11 protein-coding genes are annotated in these 13,613 nt (G+C 59.4%); 1 reads left to right on the forward strand and 10 read right to left on the reverse strand.

The genetic code is table 11. The annotated features are described in order from the left end of the window. Positions 1-131 precede the first annotated feature (131 nt). The 6 genes from CCGE531_RS28345 to CCGE531_RS28370 form a co-directional block, all read right to left on the reverse strand. On the reverse strand, positions 132-713 hold the full coding sequence (locus CCGE531_RS28345) for an NAD(P)H-dependent oxidoreductase (protein WP_120670061.1): 582 nt from the start codon (positions 711-713) through the stop codon (positions 132-134). After that, positions 710-2,119 carry an FAD-binding oxidoreductase gene (locus tag CCGE531_RS28350; protein WP_120670063.1) on the reverse strand — a complete coding sequence of 470 codons (1,410 nt, stop codon included), beginning with the start codon at positions 2,117-2,119 and terminating at the stop codon, positions 710-712. Before CCGE531_RS28350 ends, CCGE531_RS28345 begins: the two co-directional genes overlap by 4 nt. A 1-nt stretch (position 2,120) precedes the next feature. Further along, positions 2,121-3,434 (reverse strand): cytosine deaminase, encoded by a 1,314-nt coding sequence (locus tag CCGE531_RS28355; protein WP_120670065.1) that lies wholly within the window; start codon positions 3,432-3,434, stop codon positions 2,121-2,123. Beyond that, positions 3,434-4,300, reverse strand: coding sequence for an ABC transporter permease (locus CCGE531_RS28360; protein ID WP_120670067.1), 867 nt, complete (start codon positions 4,298-4,300; stop codon positions 3,434-3,436). The genes CCGE531_RS28355 and CCGE531_RS28360 overlap by 1 nt, the downstream gene beginning before the upstream one ends. After that, a complete protein-coding gene (locus CCGE531_RS28365) occupies positions 4,300-5,124 on the reverse strand; it encodes an ABC transporter ATP-binding protein (RefSeq protein ID WP_120670069.1) in 825 nt (274 codons plus the stop codon). Before CCGE531_RS28365 ends, CCGE531_RS28360 begins: the two co-directional genes overlap by 1 nt. A gap of 150 nt (positions 5,125-5,274) precedes the next feature. Continuing rightward, positions 5,275-6,291 (reverse strand): ABC transporter substrate-binding protein, encoded by a 1,017-nt coding sequence (locus CCGE531_RS28370; protein WP_120670071.1) that lies wholly within the window; start codon positions 6,289-6,291, stop codon positions 5,275-5,277. A gap of 184 nt (positions 6,292-6,475) precedes the next feature. Here CCGE531_RS28370 and CCGE531_RS28375 point away from each other — a divergent pair, with 184 nt between their 5' ends. Beyond that, entirely contained in the window at positions 6,476-7,444 is a 969-nt protein-coding gene (locus CCGE531_RS28375) for a LysR substrate-binding domain-containing protein (RefSeq protein WP_120670614.1), read from the forward strand. Here the strand turns inward: CCGE531_RS28375 and CCGE531_RS28380 are convergent. From CCGE531_RS28380 to CCGE531_RS28400, 4 genes are all read right to left on the reverse strand, one after another. Continuing rightward, the gene (locus CCGE531_RS28380) at positions 7,432-8,229 is read right to left on the reverse strand and encodes a creatininase family protein (RefSeq protein ID WP_120670073.1); all 798 of its coding nucleotides are present in this window, start codon (positions 8,227-8,229) and stop codon (positions 7,432-7,434) included. The genes CCGE531_RS28375 and CCGE531_RS28380 overlap by 13 nt on opposite strands. A 321-nt stretch (positions 8,230-8,550) precedes the next feature. Continuing rightward, positions 8,551-9,600 carry a porin gene (locus CCGE531_RS28385; RefSeq protein WP_120670074.1) on the reverse strand — a complete coding sequence of 350 codons (1,050 nt, stop codon included), beginning with the start codon at positions 9,598-9,600 and terminating at the stop codon, positions 8,551-8,553. 705 nt (positions 9,601-10,305) lie between these two features. Continuing rightward, positions 10,306-11,868, reverse strand: a complete 1,563-nt coding sequence (locus CCGE531_RS28395; RefSeq protein WP_120670078.1) for a glycosyltransferase family 39 protein — start codon at positions 11,866-11,868, stop codon at positions 10,306-10,308. A gap of 540 nt (positions 11,869-12,408) precedes the next feature. Next, complete coding sequence (locus CCGE531_RS28400; protein ID WP_245459502.1) at positions 12,409-13,602, reverse strand: adenylate/guanylate cyclase domain-containing protein; 1,194 nt, start codon at positions 13,600-13,602, stop codon at positions 12,409-12,411. Between the last annotated feature and the right edge of the window lie 11 nt (positions 13,603-13,613).

Raw genomic sequence — 13,613 nt, forward strand, 5'->3', positions numbered from 1 at the left:
AAATGTCCGCAATAGGGTCGAAACCGGCCACTCCTACCAGCGAGCTGCTACAATCTGCTCAGAGTGTCGCCCCCAGCCGGAACCGACCCCGATATGCTTGGAAACCGCCTATCGACACGCGCATCTCAATCTCAGAAGCGCGCCATTTCCCGCTTCACCTTTTCAAGGAAAAGCCCTCTCGTCTTGTCGGTCGAGCGGTTCATGTCGTAGTGGGCGAGGAAAACGACCGGGGCGAAGGGCTTGATCTGCGCACGCAGTACACGCTTGACGATCTTCTTTGGCGGGTTCCCGGCAATGAAGGCGCGGAATGGGTCGGCGCCATAGGTCAAAACCGCGCCGAGCTTGCGGATGTGCTGCAGCTTTGAGCGCACCTTGCCGTCGACGAGTTCGAAGGAGACGCCGGGAAGCCAGACCCTGTCAAAATAACCCTTGAGGATCGCCGGGAAACCGAAGTTCCAGACCGGCGTGACGATCACCAGGGATTCCGCGCGCTGCAGCCGCTCGACATAGGATTTCACTGCTTCGGTATTGTTGGGATAGTCGTGGTAGATCACACGGTCTTGGCGTGACAGTACGGGATCGAAACCCTCCGCGTAAAGATTGCAATCGTCGACGTCGTGTCCGGCGCTCTTCAGGCTCTCGATGGTTTGCCTGTGCAGCGCTGCGCCATAGCTTTCCTCGAGCGGATGGGAATGAAGGACGAGGACCTTCATGAAGCCTCCATCAGCGCTGCAAGGCCGGGGAAGAGATAGTTCTTGCCGGATTTGAAATCGAAATTCGGATTGTCCCACGCGATCATCTTGCCGGGATTGAGCAGACCCTTCGGATCCGTTTCCTTCTTGAAGGCAAGCTGGACGGCATCCGTCTGCTTCATGCCGCCTTCCTCCAGCGTATAGCGATGCGGATTGAAGATCGGGCAGCCATGGTCCTGATGAATCCTAATGATCTCTTCAAGCCGCGCCTCGGACGTATAGCGCACCAGCGGCAGGCCGGAGCATTGGATCTGCCCGTCGAACTTGATGAACTCGAGATGGCCGGGCACTTCGTCGCCGAAGATTTCCACCATCTTCCGGACCTTGGCGACATGATCCGGTCCCGGATACTGCACCTGCAGATAGGTGATCGACGGATCGACCTTGATGGCGCGCAAGGTCGTATGGTTCCAGGCAAGCTCATAGGCATGCGGGATGCCTTTCATGCTCTCCACCTTGTCAGAACGGAAGGTGATTTCGCCCTTCTGCTGCATGGCGAAAGCGACGAAAGGATCCATCGAATGCGGCGCGATCATCAGCGCCACGATCGACTGACCCTCACGGATATAAGGCTTGTGGCGGGTAAAATATTCGTGGGGAATGGGGGCTGCGATCGGCGCGATTTCCTTGACCAGTATGCCGTTACACTTGGCGAGCGCGTCGGAGAAGCGCACGGCGTCCATGAAATCGTCGTAGCCGACCAGCACGTCCACCCAATCATAGGCCGGCGCGAGCGGCATTTCGATCTCGGTGATGATGCCGTTGGTGCCGTAGGCATGGCTGACCTTGGTCAGGTCCCAGCCGGTGAGATCTAGAACGCGCGGTTCGGCCTCCATCGTCACGACGCGCAGGCGCAGGATATTGCCGAGATCGCGCAGGCCGCCCCAGGTAATCGAGCCGACGCCGCCAGAGCCACCGGCGATGAAGCCGCCGATCGTCGCCGTCTGCGCGGTCGATGGATGGAAGCGCAATTCCTGGCCCGAATGGGCCTTTGTCTGGCGATCGAGCTCGGCGATGACGATGCCGGGTTCGCAGACGACGCGGCCCGGATGGATTTCCTTGACTTTGTTCATCGCAGCGAGATTGAGCACGATGCCGCCTGACAGAGGCATGGCCTGGCCGTAATTGCCGGTGCCGGCGCCGCGCGGCGTGACGGGTACGTCATGCGCGTAGGCGACCTTCAATATGCGGATCACCTCTTCCTCGGTCTTCGGCGTGACGACGAGATCGGCGGTGACATTGTCGAGTTGCGCTTTGAGGATCGGCGAATACCAGTAGAAGTCTCGACTTTTCTGACGCACGAGCGCCGGATTGTCTTCGATGGCGATACCTTCGAGTTCTTTCTTGATGCGCTGATAATCCGGCATTTTACACTCCAATGACGCTGTCGAGTTCACGATAGTCCGGCAGGCTGCGGTCGATTACCTTGCCCTTGCGAAGGACGACGCGGTCGGACTGCGGGCGGGAAAGGAATTCGCTCCAGCGCCGGGCGCTGAAGAGCACGAGATCGGCTGGGCCGCCGACGGCGATGCGGCCGATATCGGGGCGGCCGAGGATGCTGGCGGGAGAGGTGGTGACGACCCTTGCGGCCGTATCCAGCGGATGGTCGAGATGCAGGATGCGTACGGCTTCCCGGAAGACTTCGACGGGGTCGAGATCGCCATAGGCGTAGAAGGGATCGCGGGTGTTGTCGGAGGAGACGGCTGTGGGAACACCGGCGGCGGCAAGCTCGTGCAGCAGGGTGACGCCGCGCCAGCGCGGCGTGTGGCCGGGATGGCGGTCTTGCAGGTACATGTTGCACATCGGCAGCGAGACGATGGAAATTCCGGCCCTGGCGACGAGATCGATGGTCGCACGGGCGACACCCTCGTCCTGCTGGGCGAGCGAGCAGCAATGGCCGGCGGTCACCTTGCCTTTGAAGCCGTTGCGAAGCACGGCTTCGGCAATCGCCTTCAGCGTCAGCACCTCCCTGTCTTCCGTCTCATCAACATGCAGATCGACATCGAGGCCATTGTCGGCAGCGGCGCGAAAAAGCTTGTCGAGCTGCGCATCAAGCTCCGGATTCATCTGGGTGACCCCGCCCATCAAGCCGCCGGCTTCGCGAACGACACGGAGCAAATCGGCGAAAAAGGCATCGTCTACCATGCTATCCAGCGGAAAGAGGGCGACGGCCTGCAGCGCGATTCTGTCTTTCCAGGCCTCGCGAACGGAGGTGAAAACCTCGAAGGAAATGCGGTGCTGCGGCGCCAGTGAATCCAGATGGGTGCGGATCAGGCCGGTACCATGGGCGTAAGCCGAGCGCAGCGAGAATTCCATGCGCTTGCGCACATCGTCGGCCGACCAGTTGGCCTCGCGGTCGGTTCGCACCGCATCGAGCGCGCCCATGAAGCTGCCGTCGGGGTTGGAGCGGCGCTCCCATATGTGACCCTTGTCCAGATGGGTATGCATATCGGCGAAAGTCGGCCAGACCATGCCTTCCTTCATGTCGACCTTGGCATATTCCACCGGCGCAGTGCCGGGCGAGCGGATATCGCTGACGAGGCCGTCGGCAACGACGATATCGGCCTTGACCAGACCCTCGCAAGAGGGCGCCGAAAAACCGGACAGCGTCACGGTTGGAACGGTGGCGTTGCTGAGCACGAAGCGGGCGGCATTCGGCGGCGACATGAAGACGTGGGACATCAGTTCTCCCGCTTGAGGCTGCTCTCATGCCAGCGATGCAGGCTCAGCCATGAGATGAAGGAGGTGAAGGCGAAGATGGCGACGCCGAGTGCCGACAGAAGCAGCAGTGCCGCAAAGAGGCGGGGCATGTTCTGGCGGTACTGCGCTTCCAGCAGGCGGAACGCCAGACCGGAATTGGGGCCGCCGGAGCCAGCGGCGAATTCGGCGACGACCGATGCGATCAGCGACAGGCCGCCACCGATCCTGAGCCCCGTCATGAAATAGGGCTGGGCTGCCGGCAGCTTCAGATGCAGCAATGCCTGCCAGCGCGAGGCGCCATAGAGATCGAAGAGGTTGAGCAGGTTGTGGTCGACGCTTTTCAATCCCTGCACCATGTTGGAGAGGATCGGAAAGAAGGCGACGAGGAAGCCGCAGATCAAGAGCGCCGCCTCGCGTGTCGGTGCGTAGATCAGGATCAGCGGCGCGATTGCGACGATTGGCGTCACCTGGAGGATGACGGCGAGCGGATAGAAGGCGAGCTCGATCCAGCGGGACTGCACGAGGAAGATGGCGAAGCCGACGCCGCCGATCAGCGCCAGGACCAGCGATATGAAGGTGATCTGCGTCGTTACCCACAGGGCCGGCCAGAGGATGCCCCAATCGGAAACGAGCGCCTTGGCGACGGCGATCGGGCTCGGCAGGATATATTGCGGAATGCCGGTGCCGACGACGAGAAGCTGCCAGAGGATAAGCAGCGCGAGAACGGTCAGGATCGGCACGAAGACGCCGAGCGCGCGTTCGAGATTGCGCTGTCTGACGGCGGCGGCAGTTGGCGCATCGACTGCTTCGGCGGAAAGAGTGGCGGGCAGGCTGGTGCTCTCGCTCATCAATGGGCCTCCGGCCAGCCGATGGCCTCGATCAGGGAACGGGATACTTTTTCGCACACCTGTCGGTATTCTTCCGATGAGCGATAGAGCGGATCGCGTTCGCCACTGGTTTGCAAGGGGAAGTCGGTGTGGACGCGGCCGGGCCGCGCCTTCATGACGACGATGCGATTGGAGAGATAGGCGGACTCATAGACGGAATGCGTGACGAAAATGACGGTGATGCCTGTGGTCTGCCAGAGGCGCAGCACGTCGTCGTTGAGCTTCTGTCGAGTGATTTCATCGAGTGCGGCAAAGGGCTCATCCATCAGCAGCAGCTTCGGCTTCGTCACCAGCGCGCGGGCGATCGAAACCCGCATCTTCATGCCGCCGGACAGCTCCCGCGGATAGGCGTCGGCGAAGTCCTGCAGACCGACCGTGGCCAATGTTTCCATGATTTGTTCGTGCGCGGCAGCCTTCGAAATACCCCTTAGCTTCAAGGGCAGGTGAACGTTGCCGAACACCGTCTTCCAGGGGAGCAGCGTCGGCTCCTGGAAGACAAAACTGATATCGCCCTCCGGCAGGCCTTGAGCATTGATGCGCGAACTCGGCCAATCGATCCTGCCGCTGGAAGCGCCACCGAGGCCGGCGATGATGCGCAAGGCCGTCGACTTGCCGCAGCCGGAAGGACCGAGCAGGCTGATGAACTCGCCGCTCTCCACATGGAGCGACATGCCTGATAGCGCCAATGTGCCGTTCGAGAAGATCTTGGAGACCTGCTCCATGACGACGAGTGGCCGCTTGCGCGCCTCGGTTTGGGTGAACTTGGTGGCTTCAGACACTGGCATGGCTCGGCTCTTTGTTGATCCACCCTCCCCTTGAGGGGAGGGTCGGAGCGAAGCTCCGGGGCGGGGTAATGTGATCCGCTGAAATATCGAAATGTCACCCCCACCCGCCGCTTTGCGGCGACCTCCCCCTCAAGGGGGAGGTGCCAAGGCTTACTTCTTCAGCGACATGCCGACGCCCTTGCAGGCGAACTGCGTGTCGAACGCTTTCTTGTAGTCGATATCGGCATCGAAGAGCTTGATCTGCACCATCTCGTCGAAGAACTTCTTGTAATGCGCCTCGGTGATGCAGCCGATGCCCTTGTCGAGGGCGTCGCCGGATTCCACGATGCCATATTCCTTCATCTTGGCGATGGAATAGGCGATCTGGCCATCCGTCATATCGGGATTGTCCTTCTTGATCAGCTCGTTGGCCGCCTTGTTGTCGCCATGGAGATAGTTGTACCAGCCCTCGACCGAGGCATTGACGAAGCGTTGCACGAGATCCGGGTTTTTGTCGACCAACGTCTTCTGCGCGGTGATCATCGTCGAATAGGGCGAATAGCCGGCATCGGCGATCAGGAAGACTTTCGGCTTCCAGCCGGCTTGCTTCTCGATCTCATAGGGTTCCGAGGTTACATAACCCTGCTGCGCGGACTGCTTGTCGGCGAGGAAGGGCGCCGCGCTGAAATTGTAAGGCTTGAACTGCTCGTCCTTGAAGCCCGGGAAGTTCGCCTTCATCCACTCGAAATAGGTGACATAGCCGTCCTTGCTGAGAAACAGCGTCGGCAGCTTGGCGAGATCCTCGAACTTCTCCACGCCGGCATCCGGATGGGCGATCAGTACTTGCGGATCCTTCTGGAAGATCGCCGCGACATCGACGATCGGAATGCCCTGCTTGACCGCATCGATCTCCTGTTGCGGGCCGCCCATGTAGAAATCGAGCTTGCCGGAAATCAGCAAGGCCGAGTTGGCGGCATTGGGGCCGCCCTGGACGATGGTGACGTCAAGGCCATATTTTTTGTAGGTGCCGTCGGCGATGGCCTGATAGAAGCCGCCATGCTCGGCCTGGGCAAGCCAGTTGGTGCCGTAGGTGACTTTGTCGAGCGCGTTTGCGGGCTCAGCCGCAACGATTGCGGCGGCCAGACCCATGGCGGCGAAAAATGCTTTTGCCTTCAATGCATTATACATGGCTGACTGTTCCCCTTATCTGCCATGGGACGTCATTGTCGAAGCCCATTTCCCGCATTTGAGCGGTTGCCTTGCGCTTTGAAAAGCATCAAAATTCGTGCGCATTGATGCCTTTTCGGCATCTGTTCCCGGGCTTGTGCCTAAATTGTGCGGCCTGGGCAAAAATTAAGCAATGGGAACGCATATGCTGCACTCGAGACGGCTTCTCTACATCAACGAAATTGCCCGCTGCGGCTCGATCCGCAAGGCGGCGGCGCGGCTCAATATCGCTTCATCGGCGATCAACCGGCAGATTCTGGCGCTGGAGGAGGAAATGGGGGCGCCGCTCTTCGAGCGCCTGCCGCGTGGCCTGCGGCTGACGGCGGCCGGCGAGCTCTGCATCGAGCACATCCGCGAGGTATTGAAGAATTACGAGCGGCTGGAGGGTCGCATTCGCAGTCTCAAGATGCAGCAGGCCGGCAAGGTCAGGATCGTCGCGACGGTCGGCCTTGCCGCCGGACCTCTGCCCGATATCATCGCCCGCTTCCTCCTGGAACATCCGAGGGTCTTCATCCAGCTGCGCAACGATGCCGGCTCGACCACCATGGCGCCGGTGGTTTCCGGAGAAGTCGATATCGGGCTGGGTTTCAACATACCGGCGACGCCCGGCATCCGCTCACTCGGCAATTTCGACATACCGATCGGCGTCGTGCTGCCGCCCGGGCACCCGTTGATCGGACCGGGGCCGATCAATCTTGCCGATGTCGTCGAGGAGCGGCTGCTGCTGGCGCAGCCCGGAAGCAGCCTGCGCGATGTCATCAATCTGACGCTGGCTCGCCTTTCCGTGCAGGTCGAGCCGGTGCTGGAGAGCAATGCGTCGGAAATGCTGAAGCAGCTGGTGAAATGCGGGGCAGGGCTGACGCTGCTCAATCCGCTCGACGTCATCACCGAGTGCCGGCGCGGGGAGCTGGTCTTTCGGCCGATCGCCGAGCCCCATTCCCGGCCCCAGCCCATGAAACTTTTCGCCCGCACGCGGGCGCCGCTCGATGCCGCCACCAGCCTTTTCGCCGAGTACCTGCTGGCGGAACTTGCTGGAATGGTGGAGGAGCTGCAGGCGAAAGGGCATATCATCATGCCCTCTGAGCGCCGCCGTTCGGACGCCTATTTCGAATAGAGGTTGGAGAGCGGATAGTCGCGCAGGTCGCGCAGCATCTCGACGAAGCCGGCGATCTGGTGCCGGCAGATGAGCGCGCCCTTTTCCGCCGTGCCAGCCGTGGCATTACCGACCACGCCGTTCGGATTGAGGTCATGCGCGATCCAGGCGAGCGAATGCGGCGGCAGCGGCTGCAGATATTTGGAATGTTCCTTCATCCACTCAGCTTTAGAGGCGAAATTCTCAGCCTTCTCCATCCGCACGAGCTCGGGCCGGAAATGCAGCATGAGCGAGGTTTCGACATCGCCGCCATGGATGCCGAAGCGCTGCTCGTGCTCGTCGATCATGCCATCAGGCGTGCCGAAGCGGCTCCATTGCGTGGCGACGACGGCCATCTGGTGGCGCACGCGCAACTCGCGCGCGACGATGCCCATGATGTCGAGATTGCCGCCATGGGAATTGACGATGACCATCTTGCGGATACCGGCCTCGGCGACCTTCGTACCGATCGCCGTCCATACCGGGATCAGCAGCTCCGCGCCGAGCGACAGCGTGCCGGGACCGTAGATATGCTCGTTGGCCTTGCCGATTTCCTGCATTGGCAGCACAAGAAAATCGAGATCGCCGGGGCGCTGGACCTTCAGTTCCGCCAGCATACCCGTAGCGATCGCGACATCGGTTGCGATCGGCAGATGCGGGCCGTGCTGCTCCGTCGAGGCGATCGGCAGGATGGCGATCGTGGTGTCGGCCGAGAGATCGGCGAAATCATATGTGTTGAGTTCATTCCAATAGAAGGGCTTCGCCATGGCCATATCCTCTCGCCAGCGTCTCGTCGCTCAACGGATACGGCAAGGTTGGTGGCGGTGGAAAGCATCAATTTGCGGCCATGCCGCTGCCTTTTTGAGCGCGCCTGCGCGCCTGGAGCGCTTCAGTTTTTCTCAGAATCCCTGAACGGCTCTATCTCTTTGTTGTCTCGCAATTCCGGAAGGAAAACCGCCGGCTTTCGAAGAGAGAGCCGGGGATATCATGATTTTTAGAATGCAAAAAAAGAAGGTCCGGAGGGAAACCGGACCTTCCTCCCATTCTGATCGGAGGTCTATTTCAGATCAGATTAGATCTGAATAGGCTTAGAAGCTGCGCTGGAAGCGGAGAATACCAGCCCACTGGTCCTGATTGATGGAGTCCCAGTTGGTGTAGGATACTTCCGGCATGACGAGCAGGTTCTTAACCGGGTTCCACTTGACGTTCGTCGTAGCAGCGAAGGTCTTGTTGTCGGTGTAGGCGAGCTGCAGGTTCCACTTCAGCTTTTCGTTGATCGGAACGCCAACGCCACCCCAAACGGCCCAATCGCCCCAGCTCTGGCCGATCGAGTCGCCAGGCGCATACTTGTTGAGCTTGTCGCCGTCGGTGTTCCAGCCGCCCATCAAAAAGGCCGAGAATACGCCGAAGTCAGCGTCGACGCGAGCCTTGATGGCGCCTTCTTCAACGATCGAGTCGTAACCACCAACGAGCTTGAAGGCCCATGCGCCGGCCTTGTAGCCAACACCGGCAACAGCGTCCGGAGCGTAGTGGTTGTGGCTGTCTTCGCCGTTGGCGCCAACAGCGCTCGGGCCCGAGTTGCTGTCTTCAACCGAGATCACAGCCGTGAAGCCGTTGCCGGCATCGTAGTTGTAGGTGATCTGGTTCAGTTCGTACGGACCATCAGCGATTACGTCGTCGTTGATGACGTCGCCGGCATAACCGGTGAAGACGTTGAACTGCGAGTCTTCCTTACCAACGGTGAAGCCGCCGAGGCTGATGCTGGCGTGCAGCAGGTTCGTCTTGGTCGAACCACCTTCCTGCCAATCCCAACGCAGTTCAGTGTTGGTCTTCAGCGGGCCGTATTCGGTGTCCGAAGCCGTCTGCACCTGCAGCTCGGCGCGGGTGTGCCAAAGCGTGCCGAAATGCGTGTCCGGGGTGTAAGCGTCGAACCACTTGCCTTCGGTACGAACCTTGCCGCCGATCTTGAGGCAGGTTTCCGTGCCCGGGATGAAGAAGTAGCCAGCGCCGAAAGCATCGCAGATGCGAACGTATTCCAGGGGCTCCGGCTCGGCAGCTACGATAGCGTCTGCTGCGTGAGCACCGGAAACTGCTGCGAGAGCAGCAGCGGAGCCGAGAAGAAGGCTCTTGATATTCATTTTTTCTCCAATCGCTTTGCCGGATCAGAACAATGTCGGTGACTACCCGCTACGTTCCATCTATCCGGCTGTTCCCTCTTGCGGAACGTCACAGGATGTCCGCGCACGCAAACTAGCGAGGCCACGCCGGCATCGAAATACAATAGTTTCGTATTTTTCTGTAATTCCAGACATAAAAGCGTCATAGATGCAAAAATACATCAGAATCTATCAATATAGATGAGTCAATCATAAGCATGCTAACGGGATATACTATATAAACATGCGAGATGTATGTTATTTCCTTCAAAAATCAACCAAATAGTAAGTCTATATTACAAACTATACTGATTTTTGCCCTCGATTCGGTCCGTCAGCCGCGAGAAATCGGAACCCGCCAATATTGGGCAAGCGATCCGTCAGCGATGGTTGCGGAACGGCGCATTTGGCGGCTGCATTCAAATTGACGGAATGGCGCCGCATCGATGGGTGGCTGGAGAAAGCTTCGATTGGCTGGGAGATATTGCCATGGGCGTCCGCATGACGTTATCCGCGGGCCGTTCCGGGGGAGGGTCCGCATCGGACGTCATTGTGAGGAGGGGCTCAACCCCGCGCCAACGTATCGCCATCTTCGCGATGCGGTCGGCGACGCCGAAGAGGTTATCGGCAATCATGAAAGGTTATCTATTCCAGGCGCCGGTCCGGGAAATGGACCGGGCGCGTTTTCTATCCCGCGGACGGGTAGAACCAAGCATAGCCGAAATGGAACCGATCCGGGTCTTTCCCATAGTAATAAGGAATGGCGGCATCGTTCTGTGCTGGCAAGGTGACCGAGCTGCCGAATTTCGCCGTCAGCCACCTCTTGAGGTCGTCGGGCATGGACGAAGCGTGTCCATCACGCTCGTTCCACACCAGCAAGACCGGCCCGTTCCCCAAAGCCTGGCGGTCAAGATCGGATGCGGGGTATGCCGTGGATATTACGGCCGTATCCGGCATATTGGCGCGGATGTTGCCCGCCTTGAGCCATGCCGTCGTCACGACGGCCACCGGTCGCTTGCCTTCCGCGGCGATCGCCTTGTTCAGAAACGCGCCGTAGGGCGTATTCAAATGCTGATATGAATCGAACAGTTTCGGGAAGACAGTGCTTGCCGTCAGGATGAGGGGGAGGGCGATCATCAGGCCGAAAGACAGATAGAAGGATCTCTTTATGTCGGATGGGTTTTGCGCGCCGGCGGCCTCAAGCTTCAGGCAGAAGTAGAGCGGCACCAGAAACAGAAAAGGAAGAAGCCAGCGGTCGCGAAATTCCGTGAGGGTCGTGATCAGGATCAGGGCGAACAATATGGCCGCCGTGCTCAAGAATATTTTTTCAAAGAAATTCACCCATTCGCTTTTAAACCTAAGCGACTGTAGAAACGAGCGGCGAAAGACGATCAGGAAGATCGCAAAGGTGGGCGCGATGATGACGATGCTGATCTTGATCAGTTCGACAACGCCATGGCCGATATCGGAAAGCTTCTCCCCTTGAGCCTGTTCCGACATGGTTGCGACGGTGGAGGTGAGGACCAGATCCATGTTCGACAACATCCACATCGCGTGTGGCAGGAACACGAGAATGGCCAGGGCCAACGTCATCACAAAGCGCTTGTCCAGCAGCCTTGAGCGCCCTTGCGGATGAAAAACGACCGCTGCAAAGACGCTCGCGATGATCAGCGCGAAATTGTACTTCGTGAGCAATCCAAGCCCTGCCCACAAGCCCATCATGGCGTAGGAGGTGAATGTCGGCTTGCGAATAGTCTTCACGACGAAATAGATGAAAGCGATCACTGCGAGAAGCGTGCCGACAGTGTGCGTCAGGTCCCGCTGCGCCTGCCAGAACATCTGGGGGATGGTCAGAAGGGATAGCGTCGCGACAGCCGCCAGGCGCTTGTCCTCCAAAAGAAGTCGCGCCAGTTTATGATAGGCGAAATAGACGAGGAAAAGCAGGATGTTCTTCAGCACGGCGAGCGATGCGACGCTGGTGCCGAAGGCTTCAAACACCCCGTATTGAAGCCAATTGTAAAGCGGCGGCTGCGCGTCATACCCCCAGGACAGCCACTGGTTGACCACGAATTGCTGCGCTTCGTCTATTCGCACCGAGCTCGAAAGAGAAATCCGCACGACAGCCTGCACCGCAAAATATATCGCGAGGACCCAGGTCACCCACCGGAATTCATCGGATGATTGACTGGTCGCGGGCGATGTTCTTCGGGCGGGGAAGCGCGAAGAAAAGACGTTAGGCAAAATGCTCATTCAACTCTCCATGCTATCGGCTATCGCGTCCCAGGCGTATCTGTCAACCATCGCAGGACGGTTCGCGTTCATAAGGCAATCGTGATCCCAAAAATGTTTACCGTGTAATTTCAATAATTTAAATTTAAGCGGGCAAAGAATCGTTGGCTGCGCGAAAACTCTACGCGAAGTGTGCGACGGGATTTTTGCCGAATGATTTCAACGCTGCCGTCCGAAAGACCTCATTGCCGCTGCTGATATGAGTTACAGCGGTCTTCGGGATGACAGGCGAATGCCGGCCACATCTTGATCATTCCGAAGCCGGCTTTGTCCAGATAGTCCTGAATTACGGATACCGGCATCCCAAACCGCCAAGCGCCGCGCGTTTTTTAAGACGCGCCAAAGTCGCTGTAACACTGAAATTATGCAGTAGCCGTTCCAGAGCGGCGAAGGCTGGGCTTTACCCGGCTGCCGAAACTGAATATCGAAGCACGGCCTTCGGAAGGGCCGGAAGACGGCCTGTGGCGCAATCATACGCTTAGGCGCGAGGCACGGACGATATCATTCCGTGCGCGTGATCGCAAAAAGCTCCATCGCTTCGGCGAAGCCCTTTAATTGCTGCTGTCCGATCGAGATTGCGTCGGCGATCTCCGCTTTTTGCCGGAAGGAGGCTGAGAAAAGGAGCGCTTCGCCCCTCTCGCTGCAGATGCTCTGAATGCGGCTGACGATGTTGACGTCGGGGCCGATCAAGGTGAAATCCAGGCGGTTGCCGGAGCCGACATTGCCATAGCTGACCTCGCCATAGTGCAGCGCAATGCCGACCTTGACGCGGATGCCGTCATATTCGAAGCCGCCTATTTCATCGAGAATTGTTTTCGCCGAAGCCAGTGCGGAACCGCAGGCGCCGGCTGCATCGACGCCCGGGAAGAAGGCGAGAACGGCATCGCCCATGAATTTCAGCACTTCACCGCCCTCGCGGGTAATTGCGGGTACCACCTTGTCGAAATAGGCGTTGAGGAGACCGAGGACGGTGCTGCCGGGCAGCCGGTTGGAAAGTTCGGTGAAGCCGCGTAAGTCGCAGAGCAGAAGTGCTGCCTCCATGGATTCGATCTCGCCGCGGCGGATATGTCCGGCAAGGATCCGGCTGGCCGTCATCGGGCCGATATAGGTATCGAGAAGGCTAAGTTCGCATTGTCTGAGAACGCGCAGTTCGCAGGTGTTGCGCAGCGCCGGCAGTATGCGCTCGATCACGTCCTGTTCGGCCGATGTGAAACCACCAGGGCGCCGTGTGCCGAAGACGGCGGTGCTGATAGGCCCGTCGGCATTGCAGAGCGGCGCCACGACCAGCTGAACCAGCCCGCGGCCGTAAAAGACGTCGATATGCTGCCAGCGCCCATGCGGGCTCTCGCCCGGGCCGACGACCAGCAGTTCGCGCAGCTCCTGCGCCTTCACGAGCGGCGTATTGGCCAGCGCGAGACGGGTGCCATGCTCCCGATCATGTATCTCGACCGGCTCGCCGGGTGCCCAGGCAAAGGTGCGGCCGATGAATTCAGGATGCAGCGTCGTCAGGTGCAGGGTCAGTCGGTCGACGGGAAGGCCGAGCGCCCGCAGGCGGCGTCCAAGGCCTGCGACAAGGCCCGCCTCATCGAGGGTGTGGCATTCGTCGCCGGTCAACCATTCGACGAGGCTTAGGGTTGCCCCGGTATTGATGCCGCCACGCAGCGCTCTGCGGTTAGCTGTTGCGGCTTCTGGCATGTCGTGCAGCA

The sequence above is a fragment of the Rhizobium sp. CCGE531 genome (genome assembly GCF_003627795.1).
Taxonomy (GTDB): Bacteria; Pseudomonadota; Alphaproteobacteria; order Rhizobiales; family Rhizobiaceae; genus Rhizobium.